This is a genomic window from Streptomyces sp. TM32 (genome assembly GCF_004122755.1).
Lineage (GTDB): Bacteria > Actinomycetota > Actinomycetes > Streptomycetales > Streptomycetaceae > Streptomyces > Streptomyces sioyaensis.
In genome coordinates, this window is sequence record NZ_SDIG01000097.1 from 1 (window position 1) to 23,732 (window position 23,732).

General features: G+C 69.5%; 17 protein-coding genes. 5 read left to right on the top strand and 12 right to left on the bottom strand.

What is annotated here, in order from left to right; genetic code table 11:
• Positions 1–138 precede the first annotated feature (138 nt).
• Complete coding sequence (locus EST92_RS20540; RefSeq protein ID WP_129282331.1) at positions 139–1,689, bottom strand: MFS transporter; 1,551 nt, start codon at positions 1,687–1,689, stop codon at positions 139–141.
• 101 nt (positions 1,690–1,790) lie between these two features.
• Between EST92_RS20540 and EST92_RS20545 the strand changes: the two genes are divergently transcribed.
• A complete protein-coding gene (locus EST92_RS20545) occupies positions 1,791–2,747 on the top strand; it encodes a helix-turn-helix transcriptional regulator (RefSeq protein ID WP_254068929.1) in 957 nt (318 codons plus the stop codon).
• A 96-nt stretch (positions 2,748–2,843) separates the two neighbouring features.
• Here EST92_RS20545 and EST92_RS20550 read toward each other — a convergent pair whose 3' ends face one another.
• Complete coding sequence (locus EST92_RS20550) at positions 2,844–4,331, bottom strand: MFS transporter (protein WP_129282332.1); 1,488 nt, start codon at positions 4,329–4,331, stop codon at positions 2,844–2,846.
• A 172-nt stretch (positions 4,332–4,503) separates the two neighbouring features.
• Here EST92_RS20550 and dusB point away from each other — a divergent pair, with 172 nt between their 5' ends.
• From dusB to EST92_RS20570, 4 genes are all read left to right on the top strand, one after another.
• Positions 4,504–5,631 (top strand): tRNA dihydrouridine synthase DusB, encoded by a 1,128-nt coding sequence (dusB, locus tag EST92_RS20555; protein WP_129282333.1) that lies wholly within the window; start codon positions 4,504–4,506, stop codon positions 5,629–5,631.
• Positions 5,632–5,891: 260 nt separating this feature from the next.
• Complete coding sequence (locus EST92_RS20560) at positions 5,892–6,464, top strand: MarR family winged helix-turn-helix transcriptional regulator (protein ID WP_174244080.1); 573 nt, start codon at positions 5,892–5,894, stop codon at positions 6,462–6,464.
• A gap of 588 nt (positions 6,465–7,052) precedes the next feature.
• The gene (gene ppdK / locus EST92_RS20565) at positions 7,053–9,788 is read left to right on the top strand and encodes a pyruvate, phosphate dikinase (protein ID WP_129282335.1); all 2,736 of its coding nucleotides are present in this window, start codon (positions 7,053–7,055) and stop codon (positions 9,786–9,788) included.
• Between the two features lie 586 nt (positions 9,789–10,374).
• A complete protein-coding gene (locus EST92_RS20570) occupies positions 10,375–11,220 on the top strand; it encodes a winged helix-turn-helix domain-containing protein (RefSeq protein ID WP_129282336.1) in 846 nt (281 codons plus the stop codon).
• A gap of 56 nt (positions 11,221–11,276) precedes the next feature.
• Here EST92_RS20570 and EST92_RS20575 read toward each other — a convergent pair whose 3' ends face one another.
• The 10 genes from EST92_RS20575 to EST92_RS20610 all read right to left on the bottom strand — a co-directional run.
• Positions 11,277–12,206 carry a TauD/TfdA family dioxygenase gene (locus EST92_RS20575; RefSeq protein ID WP_129282337.1) on the bottom strand — a complete coding sequence of 310 codons (930 nt, stop codon included), beginning with the start codon at positions 12,204–12,206 and terminating at the stop codon, positions 11,277–11,279.
• 118 nt (positions 12,207–12,324) lie between these two features.
• Complete coding sequence (locus EST92_RS31190) at positions 12,325–12,465, bottom strand: hypothetical protein (protein ID WP_154073985.1); 141 nt, start codon at positions 12,463–12,465, stop codon at positions 12,325–12,327.
• 37 nt (positions 12,466–12,502) lie between these two features.
• Complete coding sequence (locus EST92_RS20580; protein ID WP_129282338.1) at positions 12,503–13,339, bottom strand: carbohydrate ABC transporter permease; 837 nt, start codon at positions 13,337–13,339, stop codon at positions 12,503–12,505.
• Positions 13,340–13,407: 68 nt separating this feature from the next.
• On the bottom strand, positions 13,408–14,355 hold the full coding sequence (locus tag EST92_RS20585; protein WP_174244081.1) for a sugar ABC transporter permease: 948 nt from the start codon (positions 14,353–14,355) through the stop codon (positions 13,408–13,410).
• A gap of 59 nt (positions 14,356–14,414) precedes the next feature.
• Positions 14,415–15,674 (bottom strand): extracellular solute-binding protein, encoded by a 1,260-nt coding sequence (locus EST92_RS20590; RefSeq protein WP_129282339.1) that lies wholly within the window; start codon positions 15,672–15,674, stop codon positions 14,415–14,417.
• A gap of 251 nt (positions 15,675–15,925) precedes the next feature.
• Positions 15,926–16,063, bottom strand: a complete 138-nt coding sequence (locus EST92_RS31195; RefSeq protein WP_154073986.1) for a hypothetical protein — start codon at positions 16,061–16,063, stop codon at positions 15,926–15,928.
• A 380-nt stretch (positions 16,064–16,443) separates the two neighbouring features.
• The gene (locus EST92_RS20595; protein WP_161981752.1) at positions 16,444–17,907 is read right to left on the bottom strand and encodes an NACHT domain-containing protein; all 1,464 of its coding nucleotides are present in this window, start codon (positions 17,905–17,907) and stop codon (positions 16,444–16,446) included.
• A 381-nt stretch (positions 17,908–18,288) separates the two neighbouring features.
• The gene (locus EST92_RS20600) at positions 18,289–18,603 is read right to left on the bottom strand and encodes a hypothetical protein (protein WP_129282341.1); all 315 of its coding nucleotides are present in this window, start codon (positions 18,601–18,603) and stop codon (positions 18,289–18,291) included.
• Between the two features lie 99 nt (positions 18,604–18,702).
• Positions 18,703–19,053: a hypothetical protein gene (locus EST92_RS20605; protein ID WP_129248402.1), complete on the bottom strand. Its 351-nt coding sequence runs from the start codon at positions 19,051–19,053 to the stop codon at positions 18,703–18,705.
• Between the two features lie 2 nt (positions 19,054–19,055).
• On the bottom strand, positions 19,056–23,732 hold a 4,677-nt coding region (locus EST92_RS20610; protein WP_254068930.1), incomplete at its 5' end, for a toxin glutamine deamidase domain-containing protein.

A 23,732-nucleotide genomic window follows, 5' to 3' on the forward strand; every position in this document is an offset into this window, starting at 1 on the left:
ATCTGTCAGCCGTCATGTGTGAATCGGCTTCCGTCATCCGGCCCCGTTTTTCCGCCTTCGAGCAGGTCAGCGCAGCTCACCGCGTGGCTCAGCGCGAGTCGGTGGAGGGGGGAGCAGGCCAGCGCAGGCGCGAGCGGATCAACGCACCGTCCGCGGCAGACGCAGCGCGAGCAGGGTCGTGCCCGCCACGATCGCCAGCTGGGTCAGGACGGCGGTGAGCAGGGCGTCGCGGATGCCGGCGGACGGCAGCAGCGAAAGGAAGAGGGTGCCGAGGGTGGCCACGCCCAGGGCCATGCCGGACTGCTGGGTCGTGACCATGACCCCGCCGCCCACGCCCGCCTGCGCCACCGGCAGTTCGCTCAGCAAGATGCGCAGCAGGACCGGCAGCAACAGGCCCTGTCCGAAGCCCAGTACCGTCATGCTCGGCGCGAGTCCGGCCACCGAGATCTCCGGCCAACCCGCCTGGACGGTCAGGGCCAGGGTGATCAGCCCGGCGCCCTGGATCAGCGAACCGGCGAGCACCACCCGCCGCCCGAACCGCAGCACCAGCCGCGGACCGGCGAGCGAGGCGAGGAAGAAGGCGAGGCACAGCGGCGCCAGGGACAGCCCGGCCGCGAACGGGCCGTAATGCAGGCCGTTCTGGAGCGCGACGGCGATGACGAACATGAAGCCGCCGAAGCCCAGCGTGAACGGCACGATCATGGTGAGACCGCTGTTCACGGAGGGGATGCGCAGCAGGGAGGGCGGGACCAGCGGCGTACGGCCGAGGCGCTCGGCCCGGCGCTCGACGAGCGCGAACGCGGTGGCGGCGACGGGGAAGACGGCCAGCAGGATCCAGGACCACAGCGGCCAGCCGGCCGCCCGGCCCTCGGTCAGCGGCAGCAGCAGGGTGAGCAGCGTGACGGCGAGCAGTGCGGTGCCGGGGCCGTCCACCCTGGACGGATGCGGGGAGCGGGTCTCGGGGACCGTACGGGCCGCCAGTAGCCAGGCCGCGGCGGCTATCGGGACGTTCACCAGGAACACCGCGCGCCAGCCGGTGCCCGCCAGATCCACGGAGACCAGCAGACCGCCGAGTACCTGGCCGACGGCGCTGGAGACCCCCGCCGTACCGCCGTACAGGCTGACGGCCCGGGCCCGCCGCTTGCCCGTCGTCGTCGCCTGGATCGTGGCCAGGACCTGCGGCAGCAGCAGCGCGGACGCGGCGCCCTGGGCGACCCGGGCGGCCACCAGCGTCCAGGCGTCCGGAGCAAGACCGCAGGCCAGTGAGGTCACGCCGAAGGCGGCCAGCCCCCACAGGAACAGCCGGCGGCGGCCGACCATGTCGCCGAGCCGGCCGCCGAGGACCAGCAGCATGGCGTAGGCGACGCCGTAACCGGCCACCACCATCTCCAGCATCGCCGGGCCCGCCTGCAGATCGTGGTCGATGGTCGGCAGGGCGACATTGACGATGAAGAAGTCGATCATCGGGAGCGCCGCCCCCAGCAGCACCGTCAGCAGGCCGAGCGGGGTCAATACGGGCGGGGTGCGGTGCTGTTGCGGGGCGGGCCGGGGCGCGGTCGGCGCCGCCGGAGCCGCTGCGGTCGGGGGCGATGTGGCCTCGGCCGCGGTGGCGGCAAGGGCCGCGGCCGGCGCACCGGGGGTGGCGGACGGGGCTTCCGTGGTGGTCGTCTGTGCTGGCGTAGTGCTCACGGACTCGACGATCGTCGACCGCCCAGCCGGGTACCAGAGTGTTCTTATCCTGGTACCAGCTCTACCTGGCAACTGGCTTGGGCCTGCGGCACGCTGGACCCATGACCCTGCACGTGACCGCCACGCAGCCTGCCACAGGCCTCGGTTCCGGCTCCGACTCCGGCCCCGTGACCGCGACGCGGCCTGCCACCGGTCCCGTTCCCGTGACCGCCCCGCGGGACAACACCGCCCGCCGGGTCGAGTTGGCCGCCTTTCTGCGCAGCCGCCGGGAGCGGATCACCCCCGAACAGGTCGGGCTGCCGCGGGGCGCCCGCCGCCGCACCCCCGGCCTGCGCCGCGAGGAGGTCGCGCACCTGGGGGCGGTCGGGGTCACCTGGTACACCTGGCTCGAACAGGCCCGGGACATCCATGTGTCGCCGCAGGTCCTGGACGCGGTGGCCCGGGCGCTGCTGCTCGACCGCGCCGAGCGGAGCCATCTGTTCGCGCTGGCGGGGGCGGTGGACCCGACGCCCGGCAGGGAGTGCACGACCGTGACGCCCGCGCTGCGGCAGGTCCTGCGCCAGCTCGAACCGTTCCCCGCGGTCCTCCAGAACAGCCGGTTCGACATCCTCGCCTACAACAGCACGTACAGCCGCCTGATGTGCGATCTCGACGCGCTGCCCGAAGAGGACCGCAACTGCATGTGGCTGGCGTTCACCCATCCCGAGTGGCGGGCGAGCGTGGTCGATCTGGACGCCACGATGCGGGTGATGGCTGCCAAGTTCCGGGCGTCGATGGCCGAGCATGTCGCGGAGCCGGCATGGAAGGCGCTGGTCGCGCGGCTGACGGAGGCGTCGCCGGAGTTCCGTGAGATCTGGGCGCAGCACGAGGTCCTCCGCCCGGTCAGCGCGGTCAAGGTCTTCCGGCACCCCCGGGTGGGCGTGCTCCAGCTGTCCGCCACGAGCCTGTGGACGGGACCCAACCCCGGCCCCAAGCTGCTCTCCTACACCCCCGTGGACGAGACGTCCCGGGAGCGGCTGGAACAGTTGGCGAAGCTGACGGCGCTCGCTGTGGGGTGAGCGCAGGGGAGGTGCTCGCCGTGGTGGAGAAGAGGGAGCCGGGCCCGTCTACGGCCGCGCGTCTCCATGACCGTGTGACTCCACGGACGCGCGCCACTACTGCCATGCGTCCGTCGCCCCCTGCCCCTGCCCCTTCCCCTTTCCCTGCCCCGGCTCCCGCGTCCCGCCGTCGTCGAACAGCGCCGCCGTGCGGCGGGCCGTCTCCTGCGCCCACCGTCCCGTCGTCAGCACGCCCAGCAGCAGGACGGCCGCGCCGCAGCCGGCGATGATCCACCAGGCCGGGCGGGCGGCCGCGAGGAAGGCGTCCGTGGTGGCGGTGGCATGCGCCCCGCCCGCCAGTACGGCGCCGATCACCGCGACGCCGAGCGACTGCCCGACCTGCCTGCTGGTGGAGGCGACGGCGGCGGCCACGCCGGCCTGGGCGCGCGGCATACCGGACACCGCGGTGTTCGTGATCGGCGCGTTGACCAGGCCGAATCCGATGCCGAACAGGACATAGGCGGTGAACATCAGCGCATTGGTCGACTGGGCGCCGAAGGCCGCGAAGAGCACCCCGCTGGCCCCCATCGCCGTACCCGCGCACAGCAGCGACGGCCGTGGCCCGTGGCTGCCCACCAGGCGGCCCGACACCGGTGCGAAGATCAGCGTCATTCCTGCCATGGGGAGCATGTAGAACCCGGCGTCCAAAGCGGACAGGCCGCGGATGTTCTGCAAATACAGCGTGTTGATGAAGAGGAAGCCGGCGAGCGCGGCGAAGGCGCAGACCGCCACGACCGTGGCCCCGCTGAACGGCGCGCTGTGGAAGAACCGCAGATCGAGGAGGGGTTCCTCGCGGCGCCGCTCATAGGCGAGCAGACCGGCCAGGGATCCCAGTGCCACCAGCACGAACACCAGGATCTGCGGGGACGTCCAGCCGGCGTTCGGGGCTTCAATGATCGCGTACGTCAGCGAGCCGAGCAGCGTGATCACCAGCAACTGGCCGACCGGGTCGACCCGCCGCGGCCTGGGGGCACGCGACTCGGGGACGTAGCGCAGGGTCAGGAAGAGCGCGAGCGCACCGATCGGGACGTTGATCCAGAAGATCGAGCGCCAGCCGACGCTCTGCACCAGCAGCCCCCCGAGCACCGGCCCGGCCGCCATGCTGATGCCGACGACCCCGCCCCACACACCGATGGCGCGCGCCCGCTCCCGCGGCTCGGTGAAGGTGTTGGTGATGATCGACATCGCGACGGGGTTGAGCATCGAGCCGCCGACCGCCTGCACCATCCGGAAGACCACCAGCCACCCCAGGCCGGGCGCCAGACTGCACAGCAGCGAGCCGAGCGCGAAGACGACCAGCCCGACCAGGAAGACCCGGCGTCGGCCCAGCCGGTCGGCCATGGAGCCGGACAGCATCAGCAGCGACGCCATGACCAGGGTGTACGCGTCGATCGTCCACTGCATACCGGAGACCGAGGCGTGCAGATCATGCTGGATGGAGGGCAGGGCGACATTCAGGATGGTGGCGTCGAGGCTGACGATCAGCAGGCTCATACAGCAGATCGCCAGCACCAGAAGACGCCGTCGACGGCCGAGCTCAGACATTCTTGAACGCTACAACCATCCGGGTCGCCCGGTCCCGGCGGGGCCACTCGCGAGGTGCGCGACAATGGGAGGTCGCAGCGGCCGCTCGCCCCGTACGGCCGCGGCCCGCCCGCCTCGCCCGTCCCGCCCGTCCCGCCAACGGAAGCCGAAGAAAGCCGAAGGTATCGCCGCCATGACTCTCCTGCAGATCGGTCCGCACGCGGTGCAGCCGCCCGTGGTCCTCGCGCCGATGGCCGGGATCACGAATGCCCCGTTCCGGACGCTGTGCCGGGAGTTCAGCGCCGGCAAGGGGCTGTTCGTCAGCGAGATGATCACGACGCGGGCGCTGGTCGAGCGCAATGAGAAGACCATGCAGCTGATCCACTTCGACGAGACGGAGAAGCCGCGCTCGATCCAGCTGTACGGCGTCGACCCGGACACCGTCGGCAAGGCCGCCCGCATGATCGCGGAGGAGGACCTCGCCGACCACATCGATCTGAACTTCGGCTGCCCGGTCCCGAAGGTGACCCGCAAGGGCGGCGGCTCGGCGCTGCCGTACAAGCGGAATCTGCTGCGCTCGATCCTGCGCGAGGCGGTGGCGAACGCGGGGTCACTGCCGGTGACGATGAAGATGCGCAAGGGCATCGACGACGATCACCTCACCTACCTCGACGCCGGACGGATCGCGGTCGAGGAGGGCATCACGGCGATCGCACTGCACGGCCGGACGGCGTCCCAGCACTACGGCGGCACCGCCGACTGGGATGCCATCGCACGTCTCAAGGAGCACGTCCCGGAGATCCCGGTGCTCGGCAACGGCGACATCTGGTCGGCCGACGACGCGCAGCGGATGATGCGCGAGACCGGCTGCGACGGGGTGGTCGTGGGCCGCGGCTGCCTGGGACGGCCCTGGCTGTTCGGCGATCTGGTGGCGGCCTTCGAGGGCACGGGCACCTACGCGCAGCCCACCCTCAAGGAGGTCGCGGCGGTGATGCTGCGGCACGCCACGCTACTCGGCGAGTGGATCGGCGACGAGACCCGCGGCGTGATCGACTTCCGGAAGCATGTCGCCTGGTACACCAAGGGCTTCGCGATCGGCTCCGAGATGCGCCGCAGTCTCGCGGTCACCTCCTCCCTCGACGAGCTGGACGCGCTGCTGTCGGAGCTGGACCTCGACCAGCCGTGGCCGCTGGGCGCGGACGGCCCGCGGGGCCGCACGTCGGGCCGCAACCGCGTCGTCCTGCCGGACGGCTGGCTGGACGACCCGTACGACTGCGCGGGCGTGGACGCGGACGCCGAACTGGACACGTCGGGCGGCTGACGGGCCGACCGGCACCCGGCGTGATCGGCGGCTGACCGGTCGTCCTGCCCGACTCCCCGCCCCCGGCCCCCGGTTCACCCCCACCGTGCCTTCGGGGCAGTCCAGGGCGTGTCGCAGTACGGAACGCGGGCGGACCGGTGGAACCGCGCTACCGTTTGGCTCCGTACGGGATACCGCCCGCGGCCGGCCCCATCCACGGCCGCGGCCGACGTCCGGCACGGCAGCGTGTGGAGCGCGACGACACCGAGGGAGAAGCTGTGGTGAGCGGGCACCGTTCCCCTGCGGACACGGAGAAGGCGGTCCAGGCCAAACTCGGCGAGACCCCGCTCCACCATGAGCAGATGGCCGCGGTCGCGAACCTCTACCGCGCCGCGGCCGCCGTACGGCAGCACTTCGAGAACTCCGTCCTGCGCGACGCCGAGCTGACCTGGACCGCCTTCGTCGTGCTGTGGGTGGTCTGGCTCGGGGGCGAGCGGGAGACCCGCCGGGTCGCCGAGGAGGCCGGCATCTCCAAGGGCACGCTCACCGGCGTGGCCCGCACCCTGCAAAGCCGTGGCCTGCTGGAACGCAGGGTCCACCCGGGCGACGGGCGGCTCGCCCTGCTCACGCCGACGCCCGAGGGGGAGCGGCTGATGACCCGGATCCTCCCGGAGTTCAACGCCGAAGAGGTCTTCGTCACCGAGGCGTTGAGCGACGACGAGGCCCTGGACCTGGCGGATCTGCTGCGCCGGGTCGTCGTCCAGGTGGAGACCCGCGGCGCGGAGCGGCGCCTGGAACTGCTGGACGGCGCCCAGCCCCGGCCACGACGCAGCGGCCGGCGCGCCAAGAGGTAGAGCGGGTCGTACGGGCCGGCCGGGTCGCGGCCCGCGCCGTCCGGGAACTGCCCTTGAGCTCGACGGATCGCTCGTCGTGCCGGCCGAGCGGTATACGAACCCGGATGCCGAGGTGGAGTTCCCGCGCGTCCGACGACTATGGCCTGATACTGACGCTCGGTACTCCGTGGTCGATAAGGGGCACGCGCGCTGGTGGACGCATTCCTTGATCACGCAGCCGCGGAGGGTCCAAATGATGGAACCTGGTCACACATGAGCGCGTGATTCTCGCCACCCCTGATAGGGGGTGCGCTCAGATGAGCACCCCATGAGGGGTTCCATCTCTCCAATGATGGCACCCGGTGCCACGCCGCATCCGTTCGAACAGTGAACCCAATCGTCGCAGTGTGTAGCACGGATCCACGATTTCACTACGCATTGGAATGGTGCATTCAGGTAATGAAGTATGGTCCAAAAGCATGATCACTTTCGATCTGCTGGCGGACGACTGGTTACACGGGTATGTCGACCAAGTGGACGTACCCAGACGCCTTCGATCTGGGTATGTTCCTCGCCGTCAGGGCAGCCCGTCGGCGAGGAGTCAGTGCCGTGCCGGAAACACAAGATCCCCACGTATCCCAGCCTTCCTCCGCGAAGTTCGTGTACGACTTCACCGAGGGCAACAAGGACCTCAAGGACCTCTTGGGTGGCAAGGGAGCGAACCTTGCCGAGATGACCAACCTGGGGCTTCCCGTCCCTCCCGGCTTCACCATCACCACCGAAGCCTGCAAGGTCTACCTCGACAGCGGCAGCGAGCCCGCGGCACTGCGTGCCGAGGTCTCCGAGCACCTTGAGGCCCTTGAGAAGAAGATGGGCAAGAAGCTCGGTCAGGCCGATGACCCGCTGCTGGTATCGGTCCGTTCCGGGGCGAAGTTCTCCATGCCCGGCATGATGGACACCGTGCTCAACATCGGCCTGTCCGATGCATCGGTTTCCGGCCTCGCCGCGCAGGCCGGCGACGAGCGCTTCGCGTGGGACTCCTACCGCCGCCTCATCCAGATGTTCGGCAAGACCGTGCTGGGCGTCGACGGTGAGCTCTTCGAGGAGGCGCTGGAGGAGGCCAAGCAGGCCAAGGGCGTCCGCGTCGACATCGACCTCGACGCCAAGGACCTCCAGGGCCTGGTCGTGCACTTCAAGGACATCGTCTCCAAGGAGACCGGCCGCGACTTCCCGCAGGAGCCCCGCGAGCAGATGGACCTCGCGGTGCGCGCCGTCTTCGACTCGTGGAACACCGACCGTGCCAAGCTCTACCGCCGCCAGGAGCGCATCCCCGGCGACCTCGGCACGGCCGTCAACGTCTGCTCCATGGTCTTCGGCAACCTCGGTCCCGACTCCGGCACCGGTGTCGCCTTCACCCGCGACCCCGCCAGCGGCCAGCAGGGCGTCTACGGCGACTACCTGCAGAACGCGCAGGGTGAGGACGTCGTCGCCGGTATCCGCAACACGGTCCCGCTCGCGGACCTGGAGCAGATCGACAAGGCGTCGTACGACGAGCTGATGCAGATCATGGAGACGCTCGAAACGCACTACAAGGACCTGTGCGACATCGAGTTCACCATCGAGCGCGGCAAGCTGTGGATGCTGCAGACCCGGGTCGGCAAGCGCACCGCCGGTGCCGCCTTCCGGATCGCCACCCAGCTCGTCGACCAGGGCCTGATCGACGAGGCCGAGGCCCTCCAGCGGGTCAACGGCGCGCAGCTGGCGCAGCTGATGTTCCCCCGCTTCGACCTGGGCGCGAAGTCCGAGATGATCGGCCGCGGCATCGCCGCCTCCCCGGGCGCGGCGGTCGGCAAGGCCGTCTTCGACTCGTACACCGCCGTCAAGTGGTCGCGCTCCGGCGAGAAGGTCATCCTGATCCGCCGGGAGACCAACCCCGACGACCTCAACGGCATGATCGCCGCCGAGGGCATCCTCACCTCCCGCGGCGGCAAGACCTCGCACGCCGCCGTCGTCGCCCGCGGCATGGGCAAGACCTGTGTCTGCGGCGCCGAGGAGCTGGAGGTCGACACCAAGTCCCGCCGGATGACGACCCAGGACGGGCACGTCATCGAGGAGGGCGACGTCGTCTCCATCGACGGCTCCACCGGCAAGGTCTACGCCGGCGAGGTGCCGGTCGTGCCGTCCCCGGTCGTGGAGTACTTCGAGGGCCGGATGCACGCCGGCGCCGACGACGCGGACGAGCTGGTCAAGGCCGTCCACCGGATCATGGCGTACGCGGACCGGGTGCGCCGGCTGCGCGTACGGGCCAACGCCGACAACGCCGAGGACGCCGGCCGCGCCCGCCGGTTCGGCGCCCAGGGCATCGGCCTGTGCCGCACCGAGCACATGTTCCTCGGTGAGCGCCGCGAGATGGTCGAGCGCCTCATCCTGGCCGACACCGAGACCGACCGGGACGCCGCGCTCAGCGAGCTGCTGCCGCTCCAGAAGTCCGATTTCATCGAGCTGTTCGAGTCGATGGACGGACTGCCGGTGACGGTGCGGCTGCTGGATCCGCCGCTGCACGAGTTCCTGCCCGACATCACCGAGCTGTCGGTCCGGGTCGCGCTCGCCGAGGCCCGCAAGGACGCCAACGAGAACGACCTGCGCCTCCTCCAGGCCGTGCACAAGCTGCACGAGCAGAACCCGATGCTGGGTCTGCGCGGCGTACGTCTGGGCCTGGTCATCCCCGGTCTGTTCGCGATGCAGGTGCGGGCGATCGCCGAGGCGGCCGCCGAGCGCAAGAACGCCAAGGGCGACCCGCGCGCGGAGATCATGATTCCGCTGGTCGGCACCGTCCAGGAGCTGGAGATCGTCCGCGAGGAGGCCGAGCAGGTCATCGCCGAGGTCGAGAAGGCGCACGGCGTCGACCTCAAGCTCACCCTCGGCACGATGATCGAGCTGCCCCGCGCCGCCCTCACGGCCGGTCAGATCGCGGAGTCCGCCGACTTCTTCTCCTTCGGTACGAACGACCTGACGCAGACGGTCTGGGGCTTCAGCCGCGACGACGTCGAGGCCAGCTTCTTCACCGCCTACCTGGAGAAGGGCATCTTCGGCGTCAGCCCGTTCGAGACCATCGACAAGGACGGCGTGGGCTCGCTGGTCCGCAACGCCGCGGCAGCCGGCCGGGCCACCCGCCCGGACCTCAAGCTCGGTGTCTGCGGTGAGCACGGCGGCGACCCGGAGTCGGTGCACTTCTTCCACGAGGCCGGCCTGGACTACGTCTCCTGCTCGCCGTTCCGTATCCCGGTCGCACGGCTGGAGGCGGGCCGCGCGGCCGCCGAGTCGAAGGGCAGCGACAGCCGCTGATCCGAGCGGTCACCGTGGGCGCCCGGCGCGCCCGCGGTGGCCGGAAATGACCACCGGAGCCGTCGGCGGGGCACCAACCCTCAGCCGCCTGGCCGGCGGCTCCGGAACCCCAACGAGGGCGGCACCTGTGCGGAGGTGCCGCCCTCGCTTTTCTCCGGACTCCCCCCTCGGGAGCTGCCGTCACCCCGGTCGGCGCGGGGTGCGGCCTTCAACGGGGCTGCCGAGCGGCCGGTTCCTTGCCCATCACCCCCCACGGGATCGAGCAATCCGGTCCGTCCGTGCCGCCGTCGAATTGAGTACAAGCATTCCTGCCGCTGCCCGGTGGCGCGAGTACTTTCAAGTCTGGCCAAAAGGGCATGGTAACCGCGCGTGTTGGCGTGCATACTCAGGCGTGCCGGGGGCCGACTGAGATACCAGAGGTGGGGGTTCGGTGTTACGCGTCCATTTCAGTGGACTCGATCTGGCCCGTGTGCGCATTGCGGCACGCCCGGACGCACTGTGGGAGACCGTCTTAAGCTTTCACCGGCTACGTGACAGGCGGGACGATTCGGCGTTCGGCAAATGGCGATCGGAAACACGGGGAAGGTTGAATGGCGAAGCGCGGCTGCTGGCACCGCTGGTGCCCACGCGCGGCTATTTTCCGGATTTCCTGACGCCCGCCGAAGGTCTGCTCGGCATGACCGACGCGCTCGCCGCACTGCGGGAGACGCCGGCCTGCCGGCTGCACGAGGAACTCACCCGGCTCGCCGCGGCCTCCCGCCCGTTCCCTTCGTGGATGCGGGAGATGGCGGAGGGCGACACCCGGGTCCTCGGCCGGCTCGCCGGGATTCTCCAGCGCTATTACGAGGCCGCCGTCGCCCCGTACTGGGCGCGCGTCCAGGGCCGAATAGAGGCCGACCGGGCCGCCCGCGGCCGGGCGTTGCTCGACGGCGGCGCGGATCGGCTGCTGGCCTCGCTGCCGCCGATGATGCGCTGGCGCTCGCCCGTCCTGGAGTGCGACTATCCGGTGGACCGCGACCTCCATCTCAACGGCCGGGGGCTGTTGCTGCTGCCGTCGTACTTCTGCCGGCGCACGCCCGTCACCTTCCACAACCCCGAGCTGACGCCGGTCCTGGTCTACCCCGTGGAGCACCCGGCGCCGCGGCTCACCCCGCAGGTCGCGCCCGAGCGTTCCCTGGGCCGGCTGGTCGGCCAGACCCGCTCCGCGATCCTCCAGCGCATCGGCGTCGGCTGCACGACCAGCGAACTCGCCCGCCGGGCCGATGTCTCGCTGGCCTCCGCCAGCCAGCACGCGACCGTGCTGCGCGACGCCGGGCTGCTGCTCACCCTGCGGCAGGGCAACGCCGTGCTGCACACCCTCACCCCGCTGGGCGCGGCCCTGTTGCGCGGCGCGCGCTCGGTGGAGGAGGCGGCGTACGAGCGGTTGACGTGAGGCGCGCGGGCCGGGCGTGACACGGGCGTCGGGCGCGGTGGTTGTGCCGCGCCCGCTCAATGGGGGCGATCGCCCGCGATGGCGACCCGTTCGGCGACCCGGCGGTGCGTCCCGTAGTCGTTGACCGCATAGTGCTGGGTGGCGCGGTTGTCCCAGAACGCGATGTCCCCGGCCTGCCAGCGCCACCGCACCTGAAACTCCGGCACCTGCGCCTGCTGGAACAACAGCCGCAACAGGCGGTCGCTCACCGCCTCCTCCAGGCCGGTGATCCGCGTGGTGAAGGACGCATTGACGAACAGCATGCGCCGCCCGGTCTCCGGGTGCCGGCGCACCACCGGATGCTCCACGGGCGGGAACACGGCCTGGAATGGCGCGAGTTGAACCGCTGAGTAGAAGCGCGCGAAGCCCGGAAGATAGTCGTGCACCGCCCGTGCGCCGTCGATGCGCTCCCTGATTTGCCTGGGCAAATTGTCGTATGCCGCCGCCATATCGGCCCACAGGGTGTCGCCGCCCGAGGGCGGGACCTCGCGCAGCTGCAACACCGCACCCATGGCCGGACGTTCCCGGAACGTGACATCCGTGTGCCATACGTTCTCGAAGGTCGGGGCGCCACCGGCCGCCTTGTCGAACCGGACGACATCCTTCGAATCGCCCTGCGCCAGCAACGGATTGCTCTCCAACTCACCCCAATTGCTTGCGAATTCACGTTGTTCCCCGGAGGTCAGATGCTGCCCCCGGAAGAACAGCACCTTCCACTCCAGCAGCGCCCGGTTCAGCTCCGCGCGCAGCGCCCCGGACAGCGGCCGCGACAGGTCCAGTCCACGGATTTCGGCCCCGATGGTGGCTGCCTGCGGTACGACCTCGAACCGTTCGTACGGCCGCTCCGCCCAGCCGTCAGGCGTACGACGCAGGATGCGCCGCCCTTCGTACAGGCCGTCGGCGGGGATGCGGTGGGGGCGCAGGACGGGCAGGGGTGTGGTCGTCAACGGGTCCTCCTGGAAGGCGAGAAAGGGGAGGAAAAGGGAGGGGAGGGGGGAATTCGCTGCCGGCCGGCGGGCTCAGGTCGTCAGACGTCAGGCTGTTGGACGCGCGACCGGCAGACCCTCAGGCCGTACAGGAACAGCAGGCCGGGGGAGACCCCACCCGGCCGCGGCGGCGCAGGAAGCTCATACCGCGGGGCGCGCACTCGCCGTGGGGAGCGCGATGGCGCGGCTCCACCTCACGGACCTCCGACTGCGTGCTCATGCCACGCACCGTACCCCATACGCCGGACGCCGACGCCTCAGTCGTCGATCCCGCTGCGCTCCACCCCCGCGACGATGTACCGCTGGAGCAGCAGGAACACCAACACCAACGGGGCGATGGAGACCGCCGCGGCCACGAACAACTCATGCAGATTGAGGTTCTGCGCGGTGGTGAAGGTGGACAGCGCGACCTGCACCGTCCAGGCCTCCTGGTCCTGCCCGATCACCAGCGGCCACAGGAAGGCGTTCCACGCGCCGATGAAGACGATGGTGCCGACGGCGGCGAACACCGGGCGGGCGTTGGGTACCACGATGCGCCAGTACGTCCGCCAGTGACCGAGCCCGTCGACCCGCGCCGCATCCTCCAGCTCCTTGGGGAAGCCGAGGAAGTACTGCCGGAAGACGAAGCAGGCGAAGGCGCTGAACAGCGTCGGGATGACCAGCCCGCGCAGCGTCGAGAGCCAGCCGAGCGTCGACACCAGCACAAAGCTCGGGACGAACGTCACGGCCGCCGGGACCATCAGCGTCCCCAGGATCGCGTAGAAGACGGCGTCGGCGTGCCGGTACGGGATCCGGGCCAGGCCGTATCCCGCGAGCGAGGCCGGCAGCAGCGTGCCGACGGTCGTCGACACCGCGATCAGCGTGGAGTTGAGCAGTGCCCGCCCGAGGGGGAGGTTCGGGTCCCGGAAGACCTCGGTGAGGTTCGACCACTGCGGTGCGTGCGGCAGGAACGTCCAGTCGGGCGCCGTGATGTCCCGCTCCGTGGCCAGACCGTTGCGTACCAGGAGGTAGAAGGGGATGAGGAACAGCAGTGCGAGGGTGATCAGGACGACGACCCGCAGCGCGCGCCCGGCCCTGGTCAGCGCGTCATGCATGGGTGCTCCCTGAGTGCTCCGTCATGCATCGGTGCTCCATGAGTGCTCCCTGAGTGCTCCACGGGTACTCACTCCTCCTTGCGGCCGAGGCCGAACCAGCGGGCCTGCACCACCGTCGCCACCGCGATGATCAGCGCCAGAATCACCGCGCCCGCGCTGCCCAGCCCGAGATTCTGATCCCGGCCGAGCGCCGTGTAGTAGAGGTAGACCAATGGCGGCCGGGCGTACGGCGGATAGCCGCGGGCATCGCTCAGCAGGTTGTAGAACTCGTCGAAGGCCTGGAACGCATTGATCACCAACAGCAGCACCACCGCCACGGAGGTGGCGCGCAACTGCGGGAAGGTGATGTGCCGGAAGGTCTGCCAGCCGGGCCGCGCCCCGTCCACCGCCGCCGCCTCGTACAGCTGCGGTGAGATCCGCTGCAGCCCGGCCAGAAACAGGATCATGTAGAACCCCGCCTGCAACCAGAGCCGTACGGTCACGATGACCAGCCAGTACCAGGGCGGATCGGTGGTCGACAGCCAGGCGGTCTGGTCCGCGCCGAACCACCCCAGCACGGTGTTGGCCAGCCCGAACCGCACCCCGTTGAAGAGCGACAGCTTCCAGATCACCGCCGCGACGACATACGAGCAGGCCGTCGGCAGGAAGAAGACCGACCGGAAGAACGCCTGGGCGAAGCGCAGCCGGTTCACCATCAGCGCCAGCGCCAGCGACAGCGCGTAGGTGGCCGGCACGATGAACGCCGTGAACAGCGCGAACGTCCCCAGGCTGCCGAGAAAGGCCTGATCGCGCAGCATCGCCGTGTAGTTGCCCGGCCCGACGAAGTCCGCGCCGGAGGGACTGACCGTGTTGTGCGCGTCGAAGAAGCTGAGGTAGACGCTCCACACCAACGGCACGTAGGTGAACAGCCCCAGCCCGAGGGCGAACGGTCCGACGAAGACCCAGAACCACAGATTCCGCCGCTGGGGGCCGAGCAGCCGGGCACCGAACGAGGGCCGCGGGACGGCCGGTGTCACGGCGGTCGTGGGGCGCCGCGTGGTGGCGACCGCCGCCGCCACCCCTTCGCTCCCCTCCGTCACTTCTTCCTGACCCGCTGGAGCTCGGCATTGACCTTGCGCACCACGCTCTTCAGCTCACTCTCCGGGTTGGCGCCGCCCTTGATGATCCGGCTCAGCGCGTCCTGGTAGGCCGTACGGTCCGCCGTCGTCCACAACAGCGGCTCGGCATGGCCGTGATCGGTCGCGAACCGCACCGCGTCCGCCGCCGGCCCCTCCCGCAGCTGCGCGGCCTTCCTCGCCAGCGAGATCCGGGCCGGGATGTGGAAGCCGTACGACAGCGCGAAGTCCTGCTGGAAGTCGGTGCGGTCCACCCACAGCCACTTCGCGAAGGCCTTGGCCTCCTTGATGTGGCTGCTCCGCGCGCTCACCGCCGAGCCGTAGGCGCCCACCGGCACGGACGGTCCCCCGCCGCTCCCGTCCTTCGGGAACGGCAGCACCCCGAAGTCGTCCCCCAGGGCCTTCTTGATCTGCGGCAGCGCCCACAGGCCGGACCACTGCATCGCGGTCAGCCCCTGGAGGAACGCCGCCGGATCGGACCAGTCCGTGGGCGCCCCCAGCAGCAACGACTTGTCCGCGTACAACTGCCGGATCTTCCCCAGCACCCGGGCCGCCGCCGGATCGTCGAACCCGGCCTTGCCGTCCACATCGATCAGGCTCAGCCCGGCGGCGAACAGCGGCGTCCCGCCGAGCACGCCGACGCCGCCGTCATTGCCCAGGAACAGCCCCTTGGTCTTCTTGCCGCTGAGCTTCTTCGCCCCGTCCACCAGCTCATCGAGCGTCTGCGGCGGCCGGACCCCGGCCTCCTTCAGCAGGCTCTTGCGGTAGTAGAGCAGCTGCATGTCCACGGTCTGCGGGATGCCCCAGACCTTGTCCTGCCAGATCTTCGGAGTGAGTACGGCCTGGTGGAAGTCGTCCTTCACCGGCTCGACCTCGGCGGTCAGATCGACCACCTGTCCGCTCTGGATCTGGTCCAGCAGCGGCCCGTTGACCTCGAAGACATCCGGCCCGGAGCTGGTCAGCAGCGCGGCCGCGGTCTGCCGGTCGTAGTCGCCCGGCCGCCACTGCACCCGCACCGCGGCCTTCTTGTACGCGGCGGCATACCGCTGCACGGCCTGCTGGGTGCCCGGCTCGCCGTACTGGTGGTACCACTGGCTGATCCCCGGCCCCGAACCACCGCCGCCCCGCCCGGTGTTGGACCCGCAGGCCGTCGCCACCGCCGCGGCCAGCGCGACCCCACCGCCGGCCGCCAGCAGTCGCCGTCTGTCGATCTCCGTCATGGCACGTCGCCCCCTGCGCTCGTAACCTCCCGGTGATCACCGATCACCGACGGTGCGACCGTCCACTCTGCCGCACGGGCGTGACGGGTGCAGTGCATCCGGACGAATCCGGCAGCCGGGCCGGCCGAGTGGCTCCGGCCGGGCCGGCCGAGTGGTTTCGTCGGGACGGCCGGCAGGTGGCGGGCGGGGGCCGTCCCGGCGGGGGCGATACTGCCGTAGCGCCGCTGCCGTACTGCCGCTACCGGCCGCCGCTACCGGGCGTCCTCGTCCTCGTCCCCGTTCTCGTCGTCGTTCTCGGGCCTTTCGTACGGCTCGCCGCTGGAGTACGCGGGTTCCATGAACACCGACGTGTAGTCGGGCTTGGCCGGGCGGGGCAGGGACGGATTCATGCGGTCTCCGGTCTTGTGGCTGCACACAGCAGGGTGGTGGTGGGGGAGCGCCGTCCGCGCTGCCGGCCGCCTCGGTCCGGTTCCTGCGGCAGTCCGGCGCGGGACGGCCGCCGGGCGCGGAGGAGAAGCGACGAAGCCGGCTGCGGGGCGGAGCACTTGGCGGGTTGCCGCAACGAGGTCTGGACCGTGCCGAACGGCGTCCGTACGAACGGCGCCCGTACCGAACAGCGTCCGTGTCGAACGTTGTCCGTACAGAACGGCGTCCGCACGCGGTACGACCTGCGAGAAGTATCCCCCCTGCTGACAGTAGCCGGTTCTGCGACGGGATGAATTCCCGCCCGTCCGGCCGGCCGTAACGGGGACGCGGCGCGGGGCCCGGATCAGGAGGTGATGGCCTGTCGGTAGAGCGCTCCGCGCTGTTGCGGCGTCATGCTGTCGGCCCGCTGCGAGAGGTGGTCCTGGAAGGTCTTGTGGATGAAGGCCACACCGTCTCCCGAGCGTCGCAGGAGGGCGCGTTCACAGGCAAAGCGCACGAAGTCCTTGCGCAGGTAGGGGAAGAGGGAGGTGTACTGCGCCAGACGGAGGGTGGCTTTGTAGAGCAGGCGGGACGGTGAGGTGGAGGAGATGAGCTTCAAGTACACGATCTGCACCTTCACGGTCGCCAGCAAGATCCGGCTGCCGCTGTGCACTTGCTCCAACACCTGGGGCGAGGCCTGGAGCATGACCCGCAACGGGTCGCTCGGGTAGATGACCGTGACCTGGTACTTGCGCATTTCCCGGGCCATGAGAAGCAGGCGGCCCTCCACCTGGTCGACGCTGAATCGCGGTGGTTTGTGGTCTCCGCGCAGCGTGCGGTCCCGGGTGACCATCCGGGTCAGAAAGGCGTCGTAGACCAGCCCGCGCCGTTCTTCCAGGGTGCCGGCGCTGCGGACTGCGTGCTCGTCCACCCCGGAGTAGGCGAGCACGGCGACGCCGAGCATGAGGGGGGTGGTGAGCAGCTCGGCGAGGTCGGGGTCGGCCGCGGCCGCCGCGCGTAATCCCCGCACCCGAGCTCCCGCCTCACGCAGAATGTTGTGCACGGCGGTGACCGGCAGCGGTTGCACCGTCACGGCGCCGTTCACGGTGAGTCGCTGTGACAGGAGCTGGTAGTCGATAAGGCGGCACGAGACGGCGATGGCGCACTGCGGATATCCGTCGGCGGAAATGAAGGCGTTGATGCTGGAGACGCATTCCTCTTGCCGTTCCAGGTCCACCTCGTCCAAGCCGTCAAGAATGAAGCAGATTTTCCCCTGCGCCAGCAGAGCCCGGGTGACGCCGGCGGATGTCCGGTAGCGGTGCTGGAGTTCTGAGATCAGCCAGTCGTCCAGCGGGCCGCCGCGCCAGTTGGTCAGGAGCAGGAACACCGGGACGGGCGCCTCGGCGTCGGCCCGGGCCTCTTCGATAAGAGCGGACGTCAGCTCCAGCAGATGTACCGTCTTGCCGGCGCCCGGCGCGCCGAGTACCAGCAGTTGCTGGTCATGCTGGTCGAACATGGTCCGTAGGGCGGTGTCGGTGTGAAGGGGCGTGCCGGCCTCGGTGGTGAGCTCGCCCGACCCCCATGGGTCATGGACGGCGGACGGAAAGTCCTGCAGACCGACTTCGAGGCGGACGGCTTCGGTCAAGCGGAATTGAAGCCCGCTCGTCCAGGTGCGGTGCACCTGGTGGATCAGCGCCTTACGCCCTCGCTGTAATTGCCCGGCATCCGCCTCCGCACGGTCCGGGGAGTCCGCCAGCCGTGCTCGGAGGTGGCGAATGTAGAGGGCTGCCCCCGCCAGGATCAGGGCGAGCCCACAGGCAACTGCCACCCGCCGCGGACTTTCCCCCACGACGGATTTCAGTACATCCGGAAACAGCCCCGCCGCCGTCTCCGCGCAGAGGTAGAGAACGAAGGCGATGAACAATCCCCCGGCACCCCACGCCAGACGCCGATGCCCCGGCCGCCGTCCAGGTCTCCCCATCATGCCCCCACAGGCCCCCACAGTGCTCATCGTCAGCGCAGACCATAGCAACGCCCGTACGGCCAACTTGCGTTGTCGGAAACAGAGTTCGCCGACATTTTCTGTGCGTTCCAGGGATGGGGGACGCGTCGGTCCTTCCCGGGCGGGAAGCGGCCGTTCCAGGGGTTCACGCCGCGGCGCCCGGCCGGCGCCGCACCGAACTCGGCAGGTGCAGGGCGGGCCCCGGGTTCATGAACTCAGGCGCTGCTGTCGGTAGAGCGCGATGGCCGCTTCGGTGGGGAAGTTGGGGACGGTGACGGTTTCCCCGGTGTCCTTGGCCACCACGATCTTCGCCCCACCTGGCGGCGCCGGCAGCGGATTTCCCGCCGCGTCGGTCTCCGTGGCCCGAGGGAAGGTGGGGTACACCAGATAGCCGATGTCGAATTCGTGGACGTGCAGGGGAGCGGGCGAGCCGTCCGGCAGTTTGGGCTCGGCGTAGCGGCTGCGGACGATGGCGAGCGCTTGCTCAGGGGTGCTCGGCGGCGTGGGAACGTCCTGGGGCATAACGGTCCTCTCCTGATCCATGCAGGTCAACGCAGGTCAATGCAGATCAACGCAGATCAACGAAGGTCATTGCAGGTCATTGCAGGTCAATGTCCTCCGTCACGACGCGAACGACTTGTCCTCCGTCAGATTTCCGTCCTTGTCCCATCGCCGGCGATGAGTTCGCCTGCCCTGCGGGCTGAAGACCGAGTGCTCGGCCAGCTGGCCATTGGGGTGCCACTTGCGCCAGTCTCCGACGGCCAGCCCGAATGTGGCCTGACCTTCGTTCTTCTTCGTGCCGTCGGAATACCACTCGGCCTGTGGCCCAGAGGGAACTCCCTCGACGTAGGAGATTTCTGCGATCACTCGGCCCGCGCCGTCCCGGTGGACGACTTCGCCCGTGAAGAGTTCATCTTCGTAGTGGACGCGCATGTCGTCGTCCAGGTAAGAGTCTTCGTATTCGATGCGCATTTTTAATCCGTTACGGGAGGTATCTGGTTTGACTCGTCCTGGCGCCGGTAATCCCCAATCGAGTACTGCTGGCGACCGCCGTAGCTCGGTACGTCCCTGAGCATTCCGTTGCAGTTCGGGCAGGCTGGCGCTGATTGGCCGGGCAGGTGGATGATGTTCCCCTTGTTCTTCCCCTTCCCACGCTTGTCTTCGATCCATCGCGGGTCGAATCGCATGTCATTCAGTGTCTCACGGCTCAGCGGGGGCGGGGTCGAGTCATCCCCGTGGGCGTCGCGCCATTCCTTCTCCAACTGACGCTGACGAGCCCACAGCAGCTCGTTCACGGCCTTTACCTCGGCGTGCCGCAGCGGATCGTCGAAGTAGGCCCGCCCGGTAAAGACCATCTCCGAGTTAGGGATCACCTTACCGTTTTCGTCCCGCGCGGCGGTGCCGTCCGCTGCGAGCTTGTTGCCCATCCGGATTTCATTCTCCGACGCCATGATCGGATGCATCCAGGTGGCCAGGCCCAGGTAATTGTCCCGCAGGAGCGGATGCAGGTTCTCAAGGTCGATGACGTCCGTCAGTGCACCGTTGAGACCCTCAGTGATCATTCCGGTACGTCGGTCGATCGCCAGGGCCGAACAGGGCCCCTCAAGCGGAGACCGCATTTCGGCGTGCCTGATTGCCCGCGCCTCGGAAAGTTCCTGCAGGTAATCCTTGACGGATTTCCCGTCGATGCTGGTGATGAGGCCCTCGTCGTCGACGTGCACGCGGTCCGTGTCGTCCAGATCGATCTGTTCGACCAATCCACCACGACTCTTGTCCTCCACGCCGGAGTCCAGGTCATGGGTGTCAGGCGTGTCGCCGGGGTCGATCGCGTCCGGCAAGTGGGGCGGCTCGTCGACGGGGACGTCACTTGCCGACGGCGCCTTGTAGCGCTCGGCAGGATCATCACTCGCATCGTGCTCGTGGCTGTCGCTGTCGTGGTCGTTGGTGGTGTTGCTGTCGCTGTCGTCGTCGGCGTCGCCGTGTTCGAGCGACTGGTCCGGCTTCCCTGACGGGTCGGCGGGCGCCTTGTGATCCGGTGCCTCGTGTGCGGGATCGTGGTGGTCGCCGGCAGGGGAGGCCGGTGCGGCCGGGCGACGGTGATCGCTGCTGTCCGCAGCCGGGTTGTCCGCGGCCGGGTTGTCGGTGGGCTTGCCGTACAGCCATGGGTTCTGGTCGTGGCGGAGCGCATCGGCGAGGTGGTGGGAGACGTCCGCGCCACGGTTGTCGGGTGTGCTCTCGCGTCCGCCCGTAGCGGCGGGTGACTGCTGCTGACCGGTGGGCGAGTGCTCGGGATGCATCGCCACCGCCTTGTCGGCAGGTGGGTTGGCCGGATCACCGGAGGTGTGGTCGGTGGGGTTTGACGGGGTGTTCGCAGGGTCGCCGGCAGAGCCGTCCGCAGTGTCGTCGGCAGAGTCGTCCGTGGTGTTGTCCGCGGTGTCGTCAGTCGTTTCGTCGGTCTGCGGGTCTGCGGTGTGGTCGGGCTTGTTCTCGGTCTGTGGTTCTGCGGTGTGTTCCGGCTTGCTGTCGGTCTGCTCGGAGGGGGTGTCGTCCGGCTTCGCCACCACGTGATCGGCGTGCAGCGGCTGGCGGTTGGCATCGAGGGGGATGTGCCAGACGTGCGCTGCCTGGGAGATGTGGAGGGGGTCGTGGCTGACCTGCCCGGTCTGCGTGTCGATCCAGATGACCTTGCCGTGGTAGTTGACGGCGTTGAAGGCATGGCCGCCGCCGTTGTTGGGCCAGTCGACCTGGACGATCGCTGCCGCTCCGTGACCGGCCTGCTGGAGGTCATGAGCGATGCGGGCTGGGGTGTTGGGGTCGTTGCCCTCGCCGGCATAGGTATGGGTGGCGCCGCTCCAGCGGATCTGGTTCTCGTTTGCGTTGTTCTCCGGAGACCAGGTGTCCGGATTTCCGTGTTCGTCGGTGTCGGGCGTACGGGGGGCGGAGACCTGTGGATTTCCGTACCAGGTCTCCAGGAAGGAACGGGAGCAGTCGGCGCAGTTGTTGCTGCGTCCGGGGACGGTGTTGCCGCCGTCGTTCTGGAGCTGACCCCAGGGGTCGAAGGGGTTGGCGAACTGCTGTGGTGTGCCGTCGGGGTTGCGAGGGTGCGCGTTCTCCAACAGTTCCTGGTCGTCGGGGTGCGGAGGGAGCAGGCCGCCGGTGTCCTGATCGAGGTCGTTCCGGATCGCACCGAGGCTGTTGGGGTCCTCCTGCGAGTTCTGTGGGGTCGCCGCGCCCTCTTCCCCGGCGGACGGCTCGTCCTGGGACGGCAGGTCCTGGGTTGGCTGCGGGTGGTGGGGCTGGGGCTGCGGCTGTTGCTGCGGCTGAGCGTTGGGGGTCGGTTGCTGTGGCTGTGGCTGTGGCTGTGGATGCTGCTGCGGCGGTTGCTGTGGCTGCTGGGGTGCTTGCTGTTGTTGGGGTACTGCCTGTTGCTGTGGCTGCTGCTGCTGGTTCTGGGGCGCCTGCTGCTGCGGGCTCGGCTGCTGCGGCTGCGGCTGCGGAGTCTGCTGCTGCGGCGGCTGGGTGTAGGGGGTTTGCTGCTGCGGCTGTTGTTGCGGTTGCGGTTGCGGTTGCGGGTGCTGGGGCTGGGCGTATGGGTTCGGCTGGGACTGCTGTTGGGTGTAGGGGTTCGGCTGTTGCTGGTGCGGCTGGGCGTGTGGGCCCGGCTGCTGTGTCTGCGGGTACGGCCCTGGCTGCTGGTGCGGTTGTGGGGCGTACGGGTTCTGCTGCTGGTGAGGTTGCTGATGCGGCCCGGGCTGCTGCTGGGCGTAGGGGTTCTGCTGGTTGTGGGGCTGTTGCGGAGTCTGCTGGTGAGGTTGCTGCTGGGCGTGCGGTTGCGTCTGCTGATACTGCTGCGGGTGCTGCTGGTACGGCGAGGGCTGCTGCGGGTGCTGCTGGTTGTACGGACTCGGCTGCTGTTGGTGGGGCTGTTGGTACGGCCCGGGCTGCTGCTGCTGGTGCTGAGCCTGCTGTGGGGGCTGCTGCTGGTACGGCGAAGGCTGCTGCGGCGCCTGCTGGTATGGCTGCTGCTGGTGGGGAACCTGTTGGTAGGGCGCGGGCTGCTGCTGGTGTGGTGTGGGCTGCGCCTGCTGGTATTGCGGGTGCTGTTGCTGCTGGGCGTACGGGTTTTGTTGCTGTTGCTGTTGCTGGGCGTGCTGCGTCTGCGGAGTCTGCTGCTGGTTCTGCGGGTGTTGCTGGGGCTGGGCCTGGGGGACGTAGGGCTGGCGGTTGGCGTCGAGGGTGAGGTGCCAGACGTCTACGCCCTGAGTGTGGATGGGCTGGGCGCTGACCTGACCCGACTGTGCATCGACCCAGACCACCTTGCCGTTGTGATTGACGGCGTTGAAGGCGTGGGAAGAGCCGTCCTTCCATGCCACGACGATGATGGCGCCGGCGCCGGGCCCGGCGTTGTGCAGGTCCTGGGCGACGCGGGCGTAGCCCTCGGCCGTGTTCCCGGAGTGGCGCAGGGGCGTGTTGGCCCAGCGGTTGATGTTGTGGATTCCGCTGCGCTCGCCCGTACGGCGATCGAGGCTGCCGTCGGGGTTGGTGTCCCAGGTACGCGGGGCGGACACCTGCGGATTGCCGAACCAGGTCTCCAGGAAGGAACGGCTGCAGTCGACGCAGTTGTTGGAGCGGCCGGGGATGACGAGGCCGCCGTCGTTCTGGAGCTGCGCCCAGGGCTGGAAGGGGTCCGGGTGGCGGACCGGGGTGCCGTCGGGGTGGCGTGGTACGGCATCGGCCAGTAGTTGTTGGTCGATGGCGCGGGCCGGAAGCAGGCCCTGGGGGCCGCCCTGGAGGTCGTGGCGGATCCGGTTGAGGGAGTGCGGTGCGTCGGCCGGGAGGCCGTTGGACTGCTGCTGAGGAACGTGTGGCGGCGGCGGAGCCTGCTGGTGTTGGGCCTGCTGAGGGTGCTGTTGGTTCTGGTGGTGCTGAGGCTGCTGGTGTGGATGTTGCACCGGATGCTGCTGGGCGTGCTGCTGCGGGGCCTGCTGGTGCGGCTGCTGGTTGTGGGGTTGCTGCGGCGCCTGCTGCGGCTGTGTGTACGGCGTCTGGGCCTGCTGTTGGGGCGGCTGCGCGTACGGGTTCTGCGGCGCCGGCTGCTGCGCGTAGGGGTTCTGAGGTGCTGGCTGCTGCGCGTAGGGGTTCTGGGGTGCTGGCTGCTGCGCGTACGGCTGCTGGTAATTCGGGTGCTGGGGCTGCTGGTTGGGGTGTGGCTGGTAACCGGGGTCGGCAGGGTACGGCGGCGTGTCCTGGTGCGGTGCCGAGGCCTGGTCGGTGGTGGGGGCGTCGTTGCGCGGGTGGGAGGCGTCCGGTCCCGATGGGTCGGGGCGGGTGCTGTCCGGGTGTGTCCCCTCGGGGCCCGTGTCCTCAGGACGGGAGCCGTCGGGACGGGCGTCCTGGGGGAGAGGGCCGTCCAGGCGGGGGTTGTGCGGAGGGCGTTCGGGGGCGGGGTGCTGGGTGTGGTCGTGGACGATCTGGGAGCCGTCGGGGCGGCGGTTGGTGCCGGGAGGCGTCGTGGGGGCGTCCCGGCGGGGGCCGTCGAGGCGCGGGTTGTAGGGCCGGGACGTCTCTTCTCGGCGGGGGCCGTCGAGGCGCGGGTTGTAGGGCCGGGACGTCTCTTCTCGGCGGGGGCCGTCGAGGCGTGGGCTGTAGGC

What these genes read in the sequence shown, in the direction of transcription:
- EST92_RS20600 (WP_129282341.1), bottom strand. Translation starts at nt 18,603, where the DNA reads ATGCCCCAGGACGTTCCCACGCCGCCGAGCACCCCTGAGCAAGCGCTC.
- EST92_RS20605 (WP_129248402.1), bottom strand. Translation starts at nt 19,053, where the DNA reads ATGCGCATCGAATACGAAGACTCTTACCTGGACGACGACATGCGCGTC.
- EST92_RS31190 (WP_154073985.1), bottom strand. Translation starts at nt 12,465, where the DNA reads ATGAGCACGCAGTCGGAGGTCCGTGAGGTGGAGCCGCGCCATCGCGCT.
- EST92_RS20590 (WP_129282339.1), bottom strand. Translation starts at nt 15,674, where the DNA reads ATGACGGAGATCGACAGACGGCGACTGCTGGCGGCCGGCGGTGGGGTC.
- EST92_RS20545 (WP_254068929.1), top strand. Translation starts at nt 1,791, where the DNA reads ATGACCCTGCACGTGACCGCCACGCAGCCTGCCACAGGCCTCGGTTCC.
- dusB (WP_129282333.1), top strand. Translation starts at nt 4,504, where the DNA reads ATGACTCTCCTGCAGATCGGTCCGCACGCGGTGCAGCCGCCCGTGGTC.
- EST92_RS31195 (WP_154073986.1), bottom strand. Translation starts at nt 16,063, where the DNA reads ATGAATCCGTCCCTGCCCCGCCCGGCCAAGCCCGACTACACGTCGGTG.
- EST92_RS20550 (WP_129282332.1), bottom strand. Translation starts at nt 4,331, where the DNA reads ATGTCTGAGCTCGGCCGTCGACGGCGTCTTCTGGTGCTGGCGATCTGC.
- EST92_RS20580 (WP_129282338.1), bottom strand. Translation starts at nt 13,339, where the DNA reads ATGCATGACGCGCTGACCAGGGCCGGGCGCGCGCTGCGGGTCGTCGTC.